Annotated in this window: 18 protein-coding genes; 11 read left to right on the top strand and 7 right to left on the bottom strand. The window is 49.9% G+C overall.

Annotated elements, in window-relative coordinates:
• Positions 1–2: 2 nt before the first annotated feature.
• The 8 genes from ACWHYD_RS19185 to ACWHYD_RS19150 all read left to right on the top strand — a co-directional run bounded on the left by ACWHYD_RS19185 (position 3) and on the right by ACWHYD_RS19150 (position 8,429).
• Positions 3–128 (top strand): hypothetical protein, encoded by a 126-nt coding sequence (locus tag ACWHYD_RS19185; RefSeq protein ID WP_447963614.1) that lies wholly within the window; start codon positions 3–5, stop codon positions 126–128.
• 54 nt (positions 129–182) lie between these two features.
• A complete protein-coding gene (locus ACWHYD_RS19180; protein ID WP_447963613.1) occupies positions 183–416 on the top strand; it encodes a TauD/TfdA family dioxygenase in 234 nt (77 codons plus the stop codon).
• 24 nt (positions 417–440) lie between these two features.
• Complete coding sequence (locus tag ACWHYD_RS19175) at positions 441–4,412, top strand: non-ribosomal peptide synthetase (protein ID WP_447963612.1); 3,972 nt, start codon at positions 441–443, stop codon at positions 4,410–4,412.
• 313 nt (positions 4,413–4,725) lie between these two features.
• Positions 4,726–4,908 (top strand): hypothetical protein, encoded by a 183-nt coding sequence (locus tag ACWHYD_RS19170; protein WP_447963611.1) that lies wholly within the window; start codon positions 4,726–4,728, stop codon positions 4,906–4,908.
• A gap of 627 nt (positions 4,909–5,535) precedes the next feature.
• On the top strand, positions 5,536–6,078 hold the full coding sequence (locus tag ACWHYD_RS19165) for a GNAT family N-acetyltransferase (RefSeq protein WP_447963610.1): 543 nt from the start codon (positions 5,536–5,538) through the stop codon (positions 6,076–6,078).
• A gap of 350 nt (positions 6,079–6,428) precedes the next feature.
• Entirely contained in the window at positions 6,429–7,520 is a 1,092-nt protein-coding gene (locus tag ACWHYD_RS19160) for a DUF3626 domain-containing protein (protein ID WP_447963609.1), read from the top strand.
• A 144-nt stretch (positions 7,521–7,664) separates the two neighbouring features.
• A complete protein-coding gene (locus ACWHYD_RS19155; protein WP_447963608.1) occupies positions 7,665–8,126 on the top strand; it encodes a class I SAM-dependent methyltransferase in 462 nt (153 codons plus the stop codon).
• Positions 8,127–8,186: 60 nt separating this feature from the next.
• Positions 8,187–8,429: a hypothetical protein gene (locus tag ACWHYD_RS19150; RefSeq protein WP_447963607.1), complete on the top strand. Its 243-nt coding sequence runs from the start codon at positions 8,187–8,189 to the stop codon at positions 8,427–8,429.
• A 218-nt stretch (positions 8,430–8,647) separates the two neighbouring features.
• On the opposite strand, the gene ACWHYD_RS19145 is transcribed toward ACWHYD_RS19150, so the two are convergent.
• The 6 genes from ACWHYD_RS19145 to ACWHYD_RS19120 all read right to left on the bottom strand — a co-directional run bounded on the left by ACWHYD_RS19145 (position 8,648) and on the right by ACWHYD_RS19120 (position 13,130).
• The gene (locus tag ACWHYD_RS19145; RefSeq protein WP_447963606.1) at positions 8,648–8,860 is read right to left on the bottom strand and encodes a hypothetical protein; all 213 of its coding nucleotides are present in this window, start codon (positions 8,858–8,860) and stop codon (positions 8,648–8,650) included.
• 328 nt (positions 8,861–9,188) lie between these two features.
• On the bottom strand, positions 9,189–9,647 hold the full coding sequence (locus ACWHYD_RS19140) for a hypothetical protein (RefSeq protein WP_447963605.1): 459 nt from the start codon (positions 9,645–9,647) through the stop codon (positions 9,189–9,191).
• A 92-nt stretch (positions 9,648–9,739) separates the two neighbouring features.
• On the bottom strand, positions 9,740–10,879 hold the full coding sequence (locus ACWHYD_RS19135) for a TonB family protein (protein ID WP_447963604.1): 1,140 nt from the start codon (positions 10,877–10,879) through the stop codon (positions 9,740–9,742).
• On the bottom strand, positions 10,876–11,250 hold the full coding sequence (locus ACWHYD_RS19130) for an ExbD/TolR family protein (protein ID WP_447963603.1): 375 nt from the start codon (positions 11,248–11,250) through the stop codon (positions 10,876–10,878). The genes ACWHYD_RS19135 and ACWHYD_RS19130 overlap by 4 nt, the downstream gene beginning before the upstream one ends.
• Positions 11,240–11,665, bottom strand: coding sequence for a TonB-system energizer ExbB (gene exbB / locus ACWHYD_RS19125; RefSeq protein ID WP_447963602.1), 426 nt, complete (start codon positions 11,663–11,665; stop codon positions 11,240–11,242). The genes ACWHYD_RS19130 and exbB overlap by 11 nt, the downstream gene beginning before the upstream one ends.
• A gap of 478 nt (positions 11,666–12,143) precedes the next feature.
• Positions 12,144–13,130 (bottom strand): energy transducer TonB, encoded by a 987-nt coding sequence (locus tag ACWHYD_RS19120; protein WP_447963601.1) that lies wholly within the window; start codon positions 13,128–13,130, stop codon positions 12,144–12,146.
• 767 nt (positions 13,131–13,897) lie between these two features.
• On the opposite strand from ACWHYD_RS19120, the gene ACWHYD_RS19115 reads away from it, so the two are divergent.
• The 3 genes from ACWHYD_RS19115 to ACWHYD_RS19105 all read left to right on the top strand — a co-directional run bounded on the left by ACWHYD_RS19115 (position 13,898) and on the right by ACWHYD_RS19105 (position 16,199).
• Positions 13,898–14,266 carry a hypothetical protein gene (locus ACWHYD_RS19115; RefSeq protein ID WP_447963600.1) on the top strand — a complete coding sequence of 123 codons (369 nt, stop codon included), beginning with the start codon at positions 13,898–13,900 and terminating at the stop codon, positions 14,264–14,266.
• Between the two features lie 113 nt (positions 14,267–14,379).
• Positions 14,380–14,730 (top strand): hypothetical protein, encoded by a 351-nt coding sequence (locus ACWHYD_RS19110; RefSeq protein WP_447963599.1) that lies wholly within the window; start codon positions 14,380–14,382, stop codon positions 14,728–14,730.
• Positions 14,731–14,747: 17 nt separating this feature from the next.
• Positions 14,748–16,199 carry a radical SAM protein gene (locus tag ACWHYD_RS19105; RefSeq protein ID WP_447963598.1) on the top strand — a complete coding sequence of 484 codons (1,452 nt, stop codon included), beginning with the start codon at positions 14,748–14,750 and terminating at the stop codon, positions 16,197–16,199.
• A 153-nt stretch (positions 16,200–16,352) separates the two neighbouring features.
• Here the strand turns inward: ACWHYD_RS19105 and ACWHYD_RS19100 are convergent, their stop codons facing one another.
• Positions 16,353–17,495 (bottom strand): glycosyltransferase, encoded by a 1,143-nt coding sequence (locus ACWHYD_RS19100; RefSeq protein WP_447963597.1) that lies wholly within the window; start codon positions 17,493–17,495, stop codon positions 16,353–16,355.
• Positions 17,496–17,746: the final 251 nt, after the last annotated feature.

The raw sequence follows: 17,746 nt of genomic DNA, 5'->3' as shown, positions 1-17,746 counted from the left end.
GTATGGCACAGGAGATCTACGTGCAAAGGATTCGGCTGTCTCTCAACCAAAAGCGGCTATGCGGATCTCAACAACATCGTGAGGGGTATCATACCCAGGCCAAGCGATGCTTGATGGCACATTTGTAATAACCTGCCGGCATCTTGTTCCATGGGTTTCCAATTACGTCCCTTTGTTGGGGGATGGGACGATTTTCTCGGAATGCCTATTTCGGGGATGGTTCGCCAATCGACGATGCGGTTGGCAAGAAAATCGGTGAAATCTACGAGCGAATGGCGCTCCTCTTAGCATGGCAAACAGGCGAACTCCTATTATTGGACAACATGTTGGTCGCCCACACCCGAGATCCCTATGATTGGCCAGGCAAGATCGTCGTGCAATGGGGGACATGGTGTATCAAGAGGCAAGGCAGATGATCGACGTATAAAAGGGGCATGGTGATGCAACAGAATCTTCAAGGAATCCGGCTTTCTCCCCAGCAAAAACATCTTTGGATGCTCCAAGGAGATCATCGACCCCGAGAGGCCCACTGTTCGGTAGTGTTGGAGGGTCCACTCAATGTCGCAACATTGGAAGCAGCGATGCAATCCGTGGTGGGCCAGTATGAGATTTTCAGGACGACCTTTCATCGTGAATCTGGAGTAAAAGTGCCGTTTCAAGTCATTCATGATTCGTGTGAGCTGTCATGGCACCATCTGGATTTAAGCCACCTGGCCGTCGAGCAACACGAACAGGAACTCCGGCGCCTGATCGATGAACAGCAGATCTGGCCGTTCGACTTCGAGACTCTCCCTCATTTATGTCTCCGTTTGGCGAAGTTCTCGCTCCGGAAGCATGCATTGCTCATTCGTCTGCCTGCGTTATGCGCGGATGCTTGGACCATTAGAAATCTCATCCGGCAGCTTTCATCGACCTATCAGGCTGGTTGTGAAGGCAGGGAATGTTCCAGCGACCCGGTCCAGTACGTGCAATTCTCTGAATGGCAAAATGAGTTGCTGACAGACAAAGATGTAAAAGCAGGCCAGACCTATTGGCATGGTCAAGACTTTCGTTCCTCTCCTCCACTCGTCCTTCCGTTTGAACGCCCTGAAACGAACCACACACAACCGCGCCGGCAGGAACATTGCAGAGATCTGGATCCTTCAGTTGTAGAAATCCTGACAAGCATGGCCCTGCAGTCTCAGAGTCCGATTGCATCCATGTTGCTGGGGGCCTGGTATGCGCTCTTGTGGAAGTTGACTGGCAAACAGGAGTTGGTGGTCGCGACGCTCTGTGAGGGAAGGCCCTATGAAGAGCTGGAGGAGAGCATGGGGTTGTTCGCCAAGTGGCTGCCGGTCCGTTATCGAGTCAGTCCCGATAGCCGATGGCATGAGGTGGTGTCTCAGGTGGATGACTTGGTCAACGAAGGCAAGTCCTGGCAAGAGCATTTTGTTTGGGATGATGATGACGAAATCATGGAAACCCTGGAAGAAAATCTGTTCGGATTCAGTTATGAACCATGCCCGGATGCATCCATCGCCGGGGGTGTCACATTTCTGCTGCATCGGCACGGGGCATGTTTTGATCGATTCAAAATGAAACTGTCCTGTACCCATGGGTCAGGATCCCTGCGCATGACGTTCACCTATGATCCTGACCGTTTTTCTCGTCTGGCTGTCCAATGCCTGTCCGAGCAGTTTGAAGTATTGCTGGCCTCGGTCTTCGGTCAGCCGGATGCCCGACTGAACACGTTATCCATCCTAAGTGAGTCTGCACGTCGACGAGTGCTCGTTGATTTCAATGAAACTTCATGGTCGGGCCCTTCTCAGGTATGTTTGCACGAGTTGTTTGAAGCCCAGTGCGCGAAGGATCCGACCCGGGTTGCTGTGGTCTGTCAGGATGAGTCCTTGACCTATGCCGAACTGAATGGAAGGGCCAACAGAGTCGCCCGGTATCTGCGTCGTCATGGCGTCGGACCTCTCACGCTTGTGGGGTTATGGGTGGAACGTTCTGTTGAGATGGTCGTCGGGCTATTGGGCATTCTGAAAGCGGGAGCGTCCTATGTCCCCCTCGATCCTGGCGCGCCGGTGGCGCGGCTTCATTCTCTTTTGAAACAGATTGATGTTTCCTGGTTGGTGACCCAACAGGCTCTTCTGTCGCAAGAACTGGGTTTCAATGGAACGATTTTGTGTTTGGACCGTGATCGGTCTCTCCTCGATAACGAATTGCCCGAGAATTTGGGCCGCTTAGTTTCCCCTCACGCTTTGGCATATGTGATTTATACCTCCGGATCGACAGGGGCGCCCAAAGGGGTGGCCGTCACGCACCATAACATCGTGAACTACACATCGAGTGTCAGTCAAATCCTTTCGATGGAGGCGGGCTGGGGGTTTGCCACCGTGTCGACGCTCAGTGCCGATTTAGGAAATACCGTCGTCTTTCCTTCCTTAACGTCGGGAGGGACTCTTCACATTATTCCGTATGAAACCGCAATGAACGGGAACATGCTGGCCGACTATTTCACCTCTCATCAGATCGATGTCCTGAAGGTAGTACCCTCGCATTTTCAGGCGCTTCTTCGTTCAACGGACGGTGTCACGTTTATGCCGAAAAAATATCTAATTTTCGGTGGAGAGGTTTTGTCGGTTGAACTGGCCAACTGGGTCATCGCCCGTTCGAACGGGTGTTCGGTGGTCAATCACTATGGCCCGACTGAAACCACGATCGGGTCCCTCCTTTTTCCTCTCAGCCCTGGCTCGAATGAAGGGTTTCGCTGGAGTTCCACTGTCCCCATTGGGCGCCCGCTGGGGAACACCCAAGCCTTCATCATGGATGAGCGACTCGAACCTGTCGCAGTGGGTGTTCCCGGAGAGTTGTACATTGCCGGGATGGGGGTGGCCTGGGGATATCTCCATCAACCGGCTCAGACCGCCGAACGATTTCTTCCTCATCCTTATTCGGCCGAACCGGGGGCCCGATGGTATCGGACCGGAGACCTGGCCCGATTGACACCTGATGACACCATTGAATTTTTAGGGCGTCGAGACCAACAGATCAAGCTTCGCGGATTCCGGATTGAATTGGGAGAGATTGAAGCCCACCTCGGCCAAGCTCCTGGAGTGCGTGAGGGAGTAGTAATGGTGCGGGAAGACGCATCTAATGAAAAATCCCTGATGGCGTATGTGGTTGCCTCAGGAGAGTCTGCTCTCACGTTCAGCATCATACGGGACTATCTGAAGGACCGGCTGCCGGATTATATGGTGCCCAGAACGGTGGTGTTTCTTGATTCCTTCCCCTTAACGCCGAACGGAAAGGTGGATCGAAAAGCGTTACTCGCTTTTGATGGAGAACGGCTCACGGCGGAGTATGTGGCTCCAAGAAATCCGATTGAAACGTTGCTGGCTGAGATTTGGGCTGAACTCTTGAAACGGGAGCGGATCGGCATCTATGAAAATTTCTTCGACATGGGCGGGCATTCGTTGCTCGCAGTGCAGTTGCTTCATCGTATACAAAAGGCGATCGGAAGTGAACTCTCATTAATGACGGTGTTTCAGTCGCCGACGGTCGCGAGTCTGGCTGATGTCGTCATAAACGCATTACGGGTTCCCTCCTCACCATTAATTGCGCTCAAGGCGGAGGGATCGCGTCGTCCTCTGTATTGCATCGATTCGACGGGAAATCATGTTTTTGCCTATCAACCCCTTGCCCGGTCACTCAGTGTCGGGCAACCGGTCTATGGTGTCGAGTTGCACAATGTTTTTACGCTTTCCCCGAAAGCCATCTCGATTCAAGCGCTGGCCAAGGACTATGCACATGCAATCCATCAGCATCAGCCGGAAGGCCCTTATCAGGTCCTCGGATGGTCTTTAGGGGGCGTGATCGGGCTCGCGATTGCCCATGAATTGGAAGCGTTGGGGCAGTCTGTGGCCTTCTTGGGTTTTTTAGACACGCAAACGCGCTCAGTCTTGTATGAAACCTCGAGGCCTAGCCTGCTTGAAGAACTCGCAGGATTTCTTGAGCCCGAATCGCGGGAAGAGTTAAGGGCTTTGCCTGACAATGAACGACAAGCCCTTCAAGACCGCCTTTTGACCTTGCAACCGGAGGAACAGATCAACGCCATGATTCTTTGGGCTCAAGCACAAAGGTATTTTGACGCGGATGTCCCGCTTGAGGTGATCAAAAGTCGATATGCGTTATTGAAAGATGAGGCGCGATTGATGAAAACCTATCGGTATCGGCCGATTCATGCACCGATACATGTATGGTGGGCAACGAAAACCTTGGAACGTGAAGCCGGAATTCCGCCGATCGATTGGACTTCGTATACAACAGGATTGGTTCATACTGAGATCATTGAAAGCGATCATGATGGACTTTTGGGGAATCCTCGCGTTCACCGGCAGATCGATGAAATTTTAACTAAGTTGGCATGAACATCATGGAACTCGAGGCCGAGGATTCCTGTTTATCCTCCTATAGAAAACGTCTGTTCACCCTCCATGGTTGGATTGGGGCTGAATGCTGGCCTCTGGTCATGCGTGGTCAATTTTTCAGGTGCCATTGCTTCACTTAACTACGAAATTGAATGGTTAGCGGATCCTGCGCTACGGATTCACTCCCAGGGTCCAATTCAATGACGACAGAACTATGAGACATTGTTCCGTGCCTATACGGGCGATGAAAACCTGTTCTGCATACGTTCCTCACTCCGATACACCTTCGATGGTCTTTTCAGGAGGGTTCAGCTTGAATTCACTGCCTACACAGAATTGGAACCCTGAACGATATAGTGAGAACGCTCGCTTTGTTTCCAATCTCGGAGCACCTGTCGTTGACCAACTGGTACCACAGCACAAGAAGGAATTCTCGATCTTGGATGTGGTGGTGGCGCCCTTTCAAAAAAGCTCGCTGAAACGGGATGAGACGTGATTGGAATAGACGCAAGTGCTAAAATGGTTGCCGCTGCCCGATCGCCAGCGTCTGGCGTGCTCTTAAAACCTCTGGGCGCTTTGTGGGCGAGTTTGGTGGGCAAGGTAATGTTGCCACGATTGTTAATGCGATCGAATCGGCGCTTGCTTTACGGGGGTCGTGATGAACAGCCCATGGTTCTTTCCGAGTGCCCAGTAATATCATAAACTGCTGGATTCATTTGCCTTTGTGGTGAACAGTATCAGTCTGTTTCAAGGGCCGACTCCATTACCAGGAGATATGGCCTCTTGGCTCGAAACTTTCGCGCTACCTTATGTCTTGGCTTTACCCGTCGCATCTAGGGAAGAGTTCATTGCAGAAGTCGTGAAACTCTTACGCAGTACGTTTTGCAACGAAAGAGGCAATTGGGTGGCTGACTATGTGCGTTTGCACTTTTCTTTAGTGAAAGCAGCACATACAGCTTAATAACCGGCTATGAAAATTGTGTTACTTGGTGGTTGATCGAAGAGGTAGAAATAATGTCATGGAAACGATGCACATGGGACTGACGAAAAGGACTAGCATGAAGGCCGTCGGACCAGCCCTCGCAGCAGCTGAATTTTTTCTTCAGCCTGAGAGAAATTGTAGATGACAACACCGGAACGTACGTGGAAAACCTCACGACTCTTGGTCAAGCCGGCTGCGGTTGAGGACGCGCAGGTCGTGTTTGCGGACTACGCGAGCGTTCCGGCCGTTTCCATGTATATGACGTGGGAACCGCACCGACATATCGATGAGACCACCGATTTTTTGCGTCGATGCGAGCGAACGTGGGCTGAAGGGTCCGAATTTACGTGGACGCTCTGGACTAAAGATGACGAAGCATTGGCGGGAATCCTCTCAATCCACATGGCCGCCAGTGCCGTTCATTTGGGTTATGCCCTCGCCCAACGCTGGTGGCGGCAAGGTCTTATGTCCGAAGCGCTGAAGCCGGTTATCCGGTGGGCCTTGACACAACCAACAATTTATCGGGTGTGGGCAACCTGCGACGTTGACAACGTCGCATCTGCTCGGCTCCTGGAGCGCGTGGGCATGGAGCGTGAGGGAGTGCTCCGGCGATGGCTGATCCATCCGAACGTCAGCAACATACCGCGCGACTGCCTGTGTTACTCAATCGTAAAGGCGGGCTAGGGTGGCACCGAAGTCGTCAAGAGACACGATTTTGAGTGTCGGTCGCGATCGAGGCGGCTGTCATGAGTCTCAGCCACATTCTCGCACAATAGATTCCTGGGCTGGATGAGATGTTCACATTGGAACGATCATTGGCCACAGCCTTGGAGGCAGTAGATGTAGTGCGAACATTGAAGAAACCCTAACCGGCCATTGAACCATTAATACCGGTAAGAGGACAGTCCACGATGTGAAAATGCATAAGGGACTTGAAGCCAAAATATTCAGTGGTTATTGATGACGTCGAGGGTTTTGATAAATATTTTTGCAGTAAATTGTTTGAAATATCAGACAGATCATGAAGAGGCACCATGACTCTTAAGGACTGTCAGAAAGCGGCGCTTGAGCTTGTCAGGCAATATAGCGCATCACGAAGGGAATCGGCACAAGAGACGATTGCCCATATTCTGGAGATGTCTAACATCGCTCAGGAGGATTTTACCCAGGCTCTGTCGAGCATTCAAAGCCGTGCACGAGTGGCATTACATTTTCATCCAGATCGCTTATCCCCGCCCTTGACCAGCGTCGCCGAATCGTTTCTTCTCGATGGACTCTATAAAAATCAGTTTGAAACATTTCTTTCAAACGGAGCGTTGTCGCTGGACAAGGGAGGATATCGGGATCTCTGGGAGAACGGAATGTTCGGAGAAGCGTATTTGACAGCTCATGTCACACCCTCAGATCGTCCCAAGTACGGGGCGTTGAATCTGATGTTGCTGCCTGACGGCCCGTCGCCTCGGTTCGGGTCGTGTTACTTTCTTCTTAAACCCCATGTCTTACATCGTTGTACGTTTAGCTCTACGGGATCTCAATTGAATCCCCCCGAAAAAGGGACCCTGGACACCCTGGATGGTGTGATAGCTGCAGTATTAACCGAATCGTTCTACCGGGAATTTGCACTTGGGGTCCCCAATATTCGTACCAGGCAGTTAATTGACCATTTGAGAGACAATTTGACTAAGCCATTTCAGGACCCTTCGACACAAGAGGCGGCGCGTAATCTCGACTATTTCATTGAGGTCCAAATCCACGGTCCCATTGGGTTGTCAGACGATGTCGAGATACTTGTGGCAGATCCCTCGTTCAAACGGACAAAGACAGGTAAGATATTGGAGAAAATATGCGAAGTTTATGGCATTGAATTATTCTGGCATTGTGGTTTCGTGCTCAAGGTCGAGGAAGTTCCTGTCGACTTTCGAGGTCCTACGATGCCCTCATTAGCGCGCCGCGTCGCGTCCGGCTCCTTTCTTGATGTGGCGATGATCGGAGAGGCTGCGGCAGACCTCCAGCGTCATCCCGAACATTGGCACGATAGAGGGCCATTTGAGTGTGTCCTACAGGATCTCAAACGGCTTTGGCACGTCCTTGTCAAATTCGGCCAACCCAATACCGCACAGACATGATGCGTTTAGGTCAATCTTTGCTTTTGACAGCAAGCTCACTCGATTCGTACGACATTCTCCATGAATGATTGAGTCGCCAGTCATTTGTGATCGCTCCACGCACTCGGCGCGTCGAATTCTAGAATCCTTTGACAGCGGAAGTAGATGAAGACTCCGTATGAAAAAGAATGGTTCGACGACGACTCGTTCTGGCAAGAATTCTACCCCTTTATGTTTTCGAACAAGCGATTCCCTGAAGCGGAGAAGCAAGTCGACAAGGTATTGGCCCTCACCAAGCCAGCTGGAACAACCGCGCTTGACCTGTCTTGCGGCCCCGGCAGATGCACCATCGCACTGGCAAAAAGAGAATTTTCCATGACAGGCGTCGATCGAACGAAGTTTCTCTTGAACAAGGCACAGGAACGAGCCGACGCTGCTCAGGTCAACATTAACTGGATCCAGGAGGACATGCGCAAATTCGTGCGTCCGGGTGCGTTTGCTCTCGTGCTCAATATGTTTACCTCTTTCGGGTATTTTGACAACAAGGCAAACGATCTCGCCGTTTTGGAAAACATGTTCAGGTCGCTTCGATACAACGGCATTTGTCTGATTGACGTCATGAGTTAAGAAGTCCTCGCCAGAATTCTTTAGCCCGCGACGTCCGAGAGGTTGCCGGACGGTACGACATTGGTTCAACGACACGAGGTTTTTGATGAGTGGACCCGTATTCGAAACGAAGGGTTTCTCATCCGGCAAGACGCGGTGAAACGCTTTACATTTCACCATACAATCTATTCCGGACAAGAATTGCGGGATCGAATGCAGCAGGTCGGATTCACCGACGTGACTCTCTATGGGAATTTCGATGGAGAGGAGTACGGCCCCCAGGCCCAGCGGCTGATCGCCGTAGGGCGTAAACTAGAGGCTTAATTTGCATAAGCCTAGGTGTCGCTTGTCCTTGTTCTGGTTCGGTGTGGGAGTGCCTGCTATCAGACGATCCGCCGTCCAGAGCATGAGTATTTTTTGAGCTACCCGTTATTGTCTGATCATTTGTTAAAGAACCCACGATGGCGAACGCCATCGTGGAATTCGGATTGGTCAAAATTTCTTCTTGGCCTGGGCTTAGGCCGTTTGGGTTTTATGAGTGCTCATCTGGCTCCATCCGGTATGGCGTCAGGTCTCCGGCCTTTAATGTCCTGGAAGGGAATCGACACCAATCGCTGACATCGCGCACATTTGATTGAAATCCCGGAGTGTTCCCAGCGTGCAACCAGCTTCCCGCATTTACAGCGGATATCCTTTGCCATCTGTTCCGGTGGCCGATGTGGACCGGGATTTTGGGAATTGTGGCTAGTCATCATAGGTATTGCCTTCCGCGTCCGATCACTACCCTCATTTGTTGGAGAGGTCCAATTATGTGGCGTTCACCATCCATGTGAATACCCTTTTGTGACACCCGACTTCCCCTCACAATTCATCCAGGAGATTCTGAGGTGTATTGTCCATTTCGATGATAATGAACAGGCCTGCTACTTTTAATTCATTCCAAAAATGGAAAGGAGGATATGTTTGAATCTCGAAGAGATCCTTTCCCATTTTTCTCTTTCGTTAGAACTTTCGTGGTTTATTGCAGAAAGGAAAACTGAATTTTCCATTGTCTCCCGTTCAGATTGAAAATAGTGGTCTTGGTTATTTGAACACGACTCGTGAAAGCTGGGTTGCAGGCAACTCGACTTCTCCAAACGCAGACTGACCCTTAAAGCTTCCGGCAATTGCCAGCTGGAATTCCCCTGTCTTCCCATCCTTCAGGGTGACGTTCGCAACCGGCGGCGCTTCCTTATTAGAGGCTTTAAGATCGATTTCCTTTATGGAGAAAAACTTGATTTTTACCGTCGACGTGCCTCGCTTGACCGGTAATTCCCGAAGTTCGTGCGGAATAAAGGACGTTTCACTGACTTTTTCTTCATAATAAAAGATAATGTTGTCCATCTCCGTCTGAAGACCTTCTGTATCAGTTGCCACGGCCCTGAAGGATTCTCCGGACTCGGAGGCGGACCATGCTACCGGTGCCGCAACACATAAAAAGGTTCCGAACAACAGAACAACGTATGGGTTGGTCAACCTTCGATTCATTTTTTTGTTACACATCGCATACTCCTTTAGGTTAAATTCTTTGGTTGTGGGATGAATGGTTGTCTTGGTATGTCGGATATCAGGGATGCATTGGATTCCTTTTGTTGCTATCCATCGAGTTTATAGGTCAGAGGCACTAAAATGGTTAATTGCGGGTGCCCTAATGCATGATCAAGTGTCAAAGGAGAAAGTTTCCACAGCAGGCTCAAGGCATCCTTATCAAGAATTTCATGTCCTGACGTTTCTGCCACCCGGAGATGTAAAATTGTGCCGTCCTGGCGAATGACGGCTTCCAGCACGACTTTTCCTTCCCATTCCTTCTGACGCGCTTTCTTCGGATAGCTTTTGTATTTCTCAATTTGATGCCAGATAGTTTGTGCTAACCACCCATAATCTGCCTGGGCCTCAGGATACGACTGGATGGGGCGTTCCACCGCAGCGGTTCGCTGATGAATCTGTGGTGCTGGGCGTTCACGAGCAATCTTCTTTTCTTGGGCTATCGGCACGGTCGGTTCGACTACTTCCGCTTTCGTCTGAATTGCCTGGGATTGCACTGAAGCCTCAGGGCGCGTCGTGGGTACGGATTCGGTCACCCGTTCGGCGACCAGGGTGGTCTGCATGGGAGAATCAACCCTTTCCCTGACCTCGGCTACGGGGGTAGGGAGTGCTTGAGGAGAGGGCTCCGCCTGCTGAGTGAGACTGGTCTCTCGTTGCATGACCGGTTTCACCTGTTCAACTGATTTTGAATGGGTGGATGGCGAAAGAATGTGTTTGGCAGGCTCCGAGACGACCTCCTGTTCAATCGGCGTCGATTCCAGGATCGGCTTGGCTTGCACCGGTTCTGGAGTTTGTTCCTGTCTGGGCATTGGAACGGTGTCGGTATGGAGGACCTCCTGGGTTTTCTTGGTAGGCAGGGGTTTGTGTTCTTCGATGACGGGCTCTCTTTTCATCATCGGTTGCTGGACGGGTGTTGGGAGAGGCACTTTCTCCGGTACGACTTGTTGGTGAACGGGCGTCGGTTTGGGCAGTTCCTGGGGTTCCGGTTGGTTGTGGATTTTGGGAGGAGCCGGTTTGATGAAGGCCATGTCCAATTTCAACGGTTCTGATTGCGACGTCGGTTGCAGGTCTGTAATGAGGAGAATGGCGAGACTGACAAATAATATGTGAACAAAGGTGGACCCTGCCCAGGCTTGAACCCGGCAATGGTCCGGAGCCACACTTAAAGCTTCTAACGTGGCGAGGGTCATGATCGAATGACCTCAAGGCTAATATGCTCAAATCCTAATCCTTTCACCTCGTCCACGACCTCGACGAACCGCTCTAAGATAATGACTCGATCGGCACGCACGAGTATGAGAGAGTCCTTGGAGTGAGATTGGAGCGCAAGGAGCAGGTCCGGGCGGGTCATCGGCCGGTCATTCAGAAAAATCTCTCCCTCTGCTGTCAGAGTCACAACCAAAGGCGTATCTTTTTTGGTTCCGGCTTCTTTGGCTTTGGCAAGGTCTACAGGGATTTGACCAGTTGTAATAAACGTCGCAGTGGTCATCACGATGACCAATAGCACTAACATCACATCCACCAGGGGGATGACGTTGATTTGATTGAGTTCACGCTCCATGTTGCACTTTGTACAAAGAGAGTAATTCGGCCACTCGGCGGCGTAGCACATTGTTCAGAACTACGCAGGGAATGGCGACCAGCAATCCGATGGCCGTCGCTTTCAATGCCAGACTCAATCCGACCATGATTGTACTGACGGCCATCGTGCCGGAGGTTCCCATGTTATGAAAGGTCAGCATGATACCCAACACAGTTCCCAATAAGCCGATATACGGAGCATTGGCTGCGACGGTTCCGATGATCACCAACCGTTTAGTCAGAGCTACCTCAAACGTTTGTTGGTCAGGATATTTTCGGGGATCGACCTGCCGGTAAAACAACCAGCGTTCAATGGCAACAGCGACAGCCCAAAAACTTAAGGCGATCAAAAGCCCAATAATTCCGTAATCAATCAGTTGATGCAAAATGTCCATGAGTGTTTTTCCTGACTTCCTAAGGTTCGTGACCTTCGCGGTGGTACCTCGTTGGGTTTATGGGAAATGGGTTTGTGTTACGCTAGGTAGGGCCTTTTGCGGGAATCCCGTGATGGGACTGCATGAACTCTTTGGCAGAGAAGACGAGATGACATATAGGACTTGGATCGGTCGAATCTGACCATGTCGTGTTCGACTCGTCCATGAAAGGAAAACGCGTCAATCATGCCCAACACCGCAACTGAGGATATTTATTTAATAATGAAGATATCGTCATACTAGGATTAGACGTATGAACGTGGAAAAACCGGACATGCCCGACCAATATTTTTAATGAATTTTATTGACACTGATGTCCAATCCTCGAGGTTGAAGGTATCCCTTTGTTTTGTTGCCTTTGCTTGCTCACCAGTCGGTGCCATTTGATGATGAAAGGCCTCGATGGATACATTCACCCCGGATCGCTAAAAAAGACTCGTCAATCCAATTGAAAAGTCAGAGGTACGGATAAACTGACACTGTTTGACGGAAGAGGGTGACCCAAATCCAGCGGGGATGCCTGACGTACGATCGTCAAAGCGGTTTGGTCGAGCACCTCAAATCCCGAACTTTCCTGGATTTCCATGTCGATCAGATGACCACCTTCAAGGACTTTCATCTGGACCAGGACTTTTCCCTCCCATTTATTTAACCGTGCAATTTCGGGGTAGAACTTTAATCGTTCTAACGTTTTCCTCAGATCTCTGATTAACCACCCATAATCGGGGCGTGTCTCCCGTCTCTGAATCGGTGGGTGAAATACCCGTGTCCGATGAATAATTTTCGGTTCTCTCTGGGCACTCGGTTGCATCACTCGCTCAGCCCGGTCTACGACTCTTTTAACCGGTGGCGGTAATTTTGCGGTTTTGCCATGGGTAAAAGGCACCGTGTTGATCTGCTCTTGAGTCGATGGTTGAGAGTGTGCGGTGGTGGTTTTTGATGGTGGTCGGGCCTGTTTTTCGGTATTCAGAGATTGTTTGACAGGGAATTCGGTTAAGGGGAAGGCGATCGTTTTGGATTGGACGGATAAATCTGTCGAAAGCTTCTTCCGACCGCCTTCTAATGTTGAGCGTGAGTGTTTGCTTGACGCGTTACGCGTCAAGTGGTGAGAGGATTCAGAATGGGCTACGACGGTTTCTTGAGGTGGCGCAGAAAGCAAGGGAGACGGGGTATCGGATGTCACAGGCTCCGGGATGGGAGCGGTGGTCAGTGAAACATTCCAACGAAAGGTGGAAAGTTCAATTTCCCTTTTAGGTTCGCTGGCTTGAAAGGCCACAGAATAACACATCGATAAGAACAGGGCGTGCAAAATAAAAGAACCTGCAAGCGCCTGAGAGGATCTGAAGCGCTTATAGGAATGGTGCTTGGCAGGTTGCCGAATTTGATTGGAAAACGGCTTCTCAGCAACCCAAGTGGCTTTAAGCATGCTCTGACTTTCATGCTTTAACCATTAGGAAGAGGGCTATAGGGATTTTGCCCAATGCTTCTTCCCTGGGATGAACGGAGGAAAAGCATCGCGGCTGACTGTCGTTCTCCCCACTTATCACTCAAGGCCCAATGCCTAAAAACAAGCAGAGCCCAAAGGTATATGGACCTTTGGGCTCTAGCCTCATGGGCTTCTAGCCTCTAATTCCTTCAATGAATGAGGGATTGTCTGCCTTGGTGATATTTAAATAACAGAATCCTCTTATTTAAGATCTAATGGTAAAAGATAGTTTTTATTAATTTAGGATGAATGTATGATATTTTTTGATATTGAAAATAAATATCATTATGTACCAGATGCTGTCAATATGATTCCGAGAACTCGGACTTTTTCGGAGCATACCTATGAATCCTGCGTTTTACGTTCAATACTGTTTCAAATAAATCAATGAAAATTTTCTCGCTACCAAAGGAGAATGCGGTGTCTTGGTTGTTCTGTCGAGAATCTTCAACAACTGATTTGATGATACGAAGACCCTGCAAAGAAAAATCTTACTAATCACGAAAATAGTGTCCCCAATACGGGTATCTTTCTGTTGATTCTCTATCTAGAAGTACTTGGGAAATCTGAGAAAGGAGGAGCACTATTTAAATTGACAAATTATGACCGTTCTTTACAATGGCGCATTGAAAAATTACCACATGGATAATGAGCAATAGCTATTAACCTGAAACAGGAGTTCCATCGATTTTCAATAGGGGGTAAGTATGTCTGATAAACCGGTTCGTGCCATTGATCCCCTCGGTATTATTGCCCTCGCTGACGTCCTCGTAAATCATGGGCCCCTATACTGTTCATGTGAAGGCAAGCCGGGACCCGGCTGTTCCTGTCAGGACAAACCTCCTGGCTGTTCATGCGAAGATAAGCCGGGACCTGGCTGTTCCTGTCAATTGAAGCCGGTCAAAACAGATATTCTTGAGGTGGTATCCAATCCAGTTTTTCGTGAAGTTGTGGCAGGAATGGATATCAGGAAACTCCAGAGCATAGAAGATTTCCTGTCTATTGTGGACGAAATCCGTACAAAAATGAATTCGTCCAGGCTTCCGACTCGCTCCACGGAGAAGAAAAAATCCTAATATTTGATTGAAATTGATTCCTCTTACCTTAAAAAAACGCATGGAAAAAATCATCAGGGGATTATGCGAGACATCGCTGGATTTGAAAATTTCCCAATTAGAAAGGGGTAACCATGCCTGATAAACCGGTTCGCGCCGTTGACCCCCTTGGTATCGTGGCTCTAGCCAAGGTCCTCGCCCAATATGGACATAATGAATGTGGGTGTGAACTCAAGCCGGGAGGCGGGTGTTCATGCCAAGACAAGCCAGTATGTCCGTATGATGTTCAGTGTACATGTGAAAGCAAACCCGAACCCGCAGACATCCTTGAAGTGATGTCCAATCCAGTTTTTCGAGAAGTGGTGAAAGGATTGGACATAAACAGGCTGAAGAGCATAGAGGATTTTGTATCTATTGCAGACGAAATCCGTGCGAAAATGAATGCCAAACGTACGACTCGCGCCCCTAGCAAAATGAAATCCTAATTTAAAGGAAAGCTCCTATGCCAACCACCTTACTCATGCCTGAAAAACGCGGGAAAAATGGCCTTCCTACTTTTGAGAATTTCATTGAAGAGCGAATAGAAGGAGCAGGAGATATCTTTCTTGTTTCATTTCTCAACGGATACTTGTTTTACAGTCCCCTTTCGAATTTCAGCATGATTCTTGACGAATTTGGTGTGTCGACCGTTAGGAAATATTTCCGTCAAGAGGAGTTGTTTCCCAATGAGCAAACGCTGATTGACCATCTCAATGAACGCAACGTGTTCAAAATCCCCGAGACGCCACAGCGGTCTTTGATCAAGCCCAGCACACGATGGGCCCCCACCAGCGCGACCTTCTCCAACACTCAGAAGTGCACCTTGCGGTGCACGTATTGTTATGCGGAAGGTGGGAGGTTGGAAGATCTGGATATACCCTTGCCCGTAGCGAAAGGGGCAATCGATTTAATTGTTCAGAACGCACATGTGCAAAATGTGGATCCGTCCATCAGGTTTTTAGGAGAAGGGGAAGCCACGGCCAGTTGGGGTATATTTCGGGAAATTATTGAATACTACAAAGAACAGTGCAGGGCCAATCATTTCGTACCCTCCATATCCTTGAGCACGAATGGTGTGTTTGCCCAATCACGGCTGGATTACATTGCGGAAAACTGCACCCATCTGACCTTCTCTTTGGATGGCGTCCGGGAAGTGCATAATGAGCATCGGGTCCTACCGAAAGGCGGGGGTTCCTTCGATCGCATTATTGCCACCATGAAGGGGCTTGAGATGCGTGGGAGGACCTACGATATCCGATCGACGGTGACTGCAGCAGGTAGCGCGACGTTGGCGGAATTTGTTGCGTTTGTCGGGGAGAACCTACAATGCAAAAGTCTTCACTTCGAACCGGTGTTCGATGCCACAACAGTGACAAACCTGAAGGACCAGATTGCACATCTTGATGCGCAGATGTTCGTTGAGAACTTCCGCACAGCAAGACAGGTGGCTGCCGGATTTGGAATCCAACTGCACTATTCAGCCGCTTCTCTGAAGCACCGGGAGACGTTTTGTGGAGCCAGTGATGCGAGCAATTTCCTGGTCACCTCACGTGGAATTGTGACTTCATGTAACGAAGTTCTTCAACCTACGGATCCTCGATCCTCGTTGTTCCAATATGGAGCGTGGAATCAGGAGGATGGTGAATTCGTTCTAGATCATGAAGCGATTGATCGTTTAGGGAAACTCAATGTTCATGACATGCCGAAGTGCCAGGGGTGCATCGCCAAATATAATTGTGCAGGAGACTGCTATGCCAAGAGTGCCTCCTCGACCGGCGACCCCGCTTCGGCGGGATACACGGAACGGTGTCATATCACTCGGGAATTGCTCAAAGATAATCTGCTCCTTGCGCTCATTTTTACAATGGCTGGTGTTAACGCGGGTGGGTCAGTCCAACATGCTTGTCCCATGTAATCCTGTAAACGAGGACAACGCTATCGACCTGCAGTAGAAGGCAACCATCCTCCATGGTGTCATGGAAGGGGCAATCAATCCATCGGAGCAAACTCTGAATGGGAAGCAGTGAAGCCTATTTTTCCATGGTGGAAGAATTTTAGGGAATTTCTGCTAAAGTTTTTCGGCTAAACGCGCATAAAGACCGGCATGTCGCCTGGCGCTTTCCTCTTTCGTGAATCGCTTGAGCACCTGTGCCCGAGCCTCTTTCAACTTGACCAATGCCGGGGCAGGGTTAGCGATGATCGCAAGTGCAGCGTCTGCCAACGCGCCAGGATTGGCTTGATCGACCAACATACCGTATTTCCCATTTTCAAGAATTTCTGGAAACGCCCCGCTACGACTTCCTAACAGGGGTACCCCGGCGGCAATCGACTCTAACACGACTAAGCCAAACGCTTCGTTGTAAGAGGGGATCAACAAGAGGTCCAGGTGGGACATCATCTCGCAAATTTGAGTACGGTGCCCCGTGAACTCGACGTGGTCCGAGAGTCGGAGGGCTTGAACTTGATTCCTGAGTTCTTTTTCCAAGCTGCCGGCTCCGACGATTTGGAGTCGAGCGCCGGGTACGGCATCGACAATTTTCCGCATGGCCGTGATGGCCACCTGATGGCCTTTTTCATGTTCGAGCCTTCCGACAATGCCGAGGACGGGACGGGCGGGATACGTGAAAGCCCGAACTTCGGGTAAATCAGGGCGGCCCCCTAGAAAGCGGTTTAGATCGAAAAATTGGTAGATGATTTCGGCACGGCTCCATTCGTAGGGTCGTAACTGTTCCTTCATCAAATGTTTGGCAATGCAGACGTAGGCTGCTGTGCTCGTCGACAGCCAGCGATGCATGGCATGCATAAACGGTCGCAGGAACCATCGGGGTGGGGGTTCATCAAAATTGACCGTCGCGATGACAACAGGAATGCCGGCCAGTTTGGCAGCCAGGCGGCCCCATATATTGCAAAACCCTGATTGTGTCTGAACGATATCCGGTTTGAGCCGTCGGAACGTCTTATAATAGGCATGGATAACTTTGATCATGCCGACAGGGTCTGTGAGATGGGGCTTGCCCAGCCCGAGTTCATGGATTTTGCAACCGGTCGCCTGTACTGCAGCACCAATGACAGAGGTGGTCGGCATCAAGGTGACGATCTCAAAGCTGAAGCGCTCCCGATCGAGTTCTTCGGCCAGCCCCAGCGGAGAATGTTCTCCTCCGGCATCACGGTAAAAACCGAGATAGACATACAAAACCGTTAATTTTTTCATGTTAGTCGAAAAGTCTGGATGGTTCGTTTACATTGCCCAAGTAGGATAAATTAAATGAAGGGTTGTAGTCACACTGTCGCCTGGTGTTTTCATACAAAGGGGGATTGGAATGGATTTGTAGGAATGGAAATGAGGGTGTTTGGTATTTGTATTGAACTCGGTAATATTTATACCGGAATTGACTGTGAGGTCATATGTGCAAAAAAAGTACACGTTCCATGCGAGGCCTCTTCAAGTCGCCTTTGTCCGAG

It is taken from the genome of Nitrospira sp. Ecomares 2.1, assembly GCF_965152585.1.
Note: the sequence above shows the minus strand (reverse complement) of the source record. Positions and strands in the feature narration are given on the sequence as shown.

Coding starts and splice junctions, on each gene's coding strand:
- ACWHYD_RS19110 (WP_447963599.1), top strand. CDS start 14,380: ATGCCTGATAAACCGGTTCGCGCCGTTGACCCCCTTGGTATCGTGGCT.
- ACWHYD_RS19180 (WP_447963613.1), top strand. CDS start 183: ATGGGACGATTTTCTCGGAATGCCTATTTCGGGGATGGTTCGCCAATC.
- ACWHYD_RS19135 (WP_447963604.1), bottom strand. CDS start 10,879: ATGACCCTCGCCACGTTAGAAGCTTTAAGTGTGGCTCCGGACCATTGC.
- ACWHYD_RS19160 (WP_447963609.1), top strand. CDS start 6,429: ATGACTCTTAAGGACTGTCAGAAAGCGGCGCTTGAGCTTGTCAGGCAA.
- ACWHYD_RS19185 (WP_447963614.1), top strand. CDS start 3: ATGGCACAGGAGATCTACGTGCAAAGGATTCGGCTGTCTCTCAACCAA.
- ACWHYD_RS19115 (WP_447963600.1), top strand. CDS start 13,898: ATGTCTGATAAACCGGTTCGTGCCATTGATCCCCTCGGTATTATTGCC.
- ACWHYD_RS19175 (WP_447963612.1), top strand. CDS start 441: ATGCAACAGAATCTTCAAGGAATCCGGCTTTCTCCCCAGCAAAAACAT.
- ACWHYD_RS19120 (WP_447963601.1), bottom strand. CDS start 13,130: ATGCTTAAAGCCACTTGGGTTGCTGAGAAGCCGTTTTCCAATCAAATT.
- ACWHYD_RS19105 (WP_447963598.1), top strand. CDS start 14,748: ATGCCAACCACCTTACTCATGCCTGAAAAACGCGGGAAAAATGGCCTT.
- ACWHYD_RS19145 (WP_447963606.1), bottom strand. CDS start 8,860: ATGATGACTAGCCACAATTCCCAAAATCCCGGTCCACATCGGCCACCG.
- ACWHYD_RS19100 (WP_447963597.1), bottom strand. CDS start 17,495: ATGAAAAAATTAACGGTTTTGTATGTCTATCTCGGTTTTTACCGTGAT.
- ACWHYD_RS19165 (WP_447963610.1), top strand. CDS start 5,536: ATGACAACACCGGAACGTACGTGGAAAACCTCACGACTCTTGGTCAAG.
- ACWHYD_RS19155 (WP_447963608.1), top strand. CDS start 7,665: ATGAAGACTCCGTATGAAAAAGAATGGTTCGACGACGACTCGTTCTGG.
- ACWHYD_RS19140 (WP_447963605.1), bottom strand. CDS start 9,647: ATGTGTAACAAAAAAATGAATCGAAGGTTGACCAACCCATACGTTGTT.
- ACWHYD_RS19130 (WP_447963603.1), bottom strand. CDS start 11,250: ATGGAGCGTGAACTCAATCAAATCAACGTCATCCCCCTGGTGGATGTG.
- exbB (WP_447963602.1), bottom strand. CDS start 11,665: ATGGACATTTTGCATCAACTGATTGATTACGGAATTATTGGGCTTTTG.